This window comes from Wolbachia endosymbiont of Cardiocondyla obscurior, assembly GCF_902713635.1.
In the GTDB taxonomy this organism is placed as follows: Bacteria; Pseudomonadota; Alphaproteobacteria; order Rickettsiales; family Anaplasmataceae; genus Wolbachia; species Wolbachia pipientis.
In genome coordinates, this window is record NZ_CACTIU010000137.1 from 1 (window position 1) to 281 (window position 281).

Genomic DNA, 281 nt, shown 5'->3' on the forward strand with positions numbered 1-281 from the left:
ATTTGAGATAGCTTCATAAATTTATTGTGCGTTACCTACTATCCGAAGAGCGATGCAACAAAGCCCACTGGGATCCAGTTTTCTTTACAAATTCACCAAAAGTGCTTCATTCTATAACGCAAAACCCATACTTACCAAACCCAATGCATTACTTGCAATTAAGTTTCCTGGATCCAAGTAGTCTGGGCACTGCCGTCATAAAGGAACTATAGTATTTTCTAAAATGAATGATAAATTTCCATTATGGTATTACCAACCAAAAGTTGTAAGTCTGTATATTT

Annotated in this window: 1 protein-coding gene; it reads left to right on the plus strand. The window is 35.6% G+C overall.

Annotated elements, in window-relative coordinates; translation table 11 throughout:
• Positions 1 to 26: 26 nt before the first annotated feature.
• Positions 27 to 212: a hypothetical protein gene (locus tag WOCAOBSORBRA_RS06125; RefSeq protein WP_174516166.1), complete on the plus strand. Its 186-nt coding sequence runs from the start codon at positions 27 to 29 to the stop codon at positions 210 to 212.
• Positions 213 to 281 lie beyond the last annotated feature (69 nt).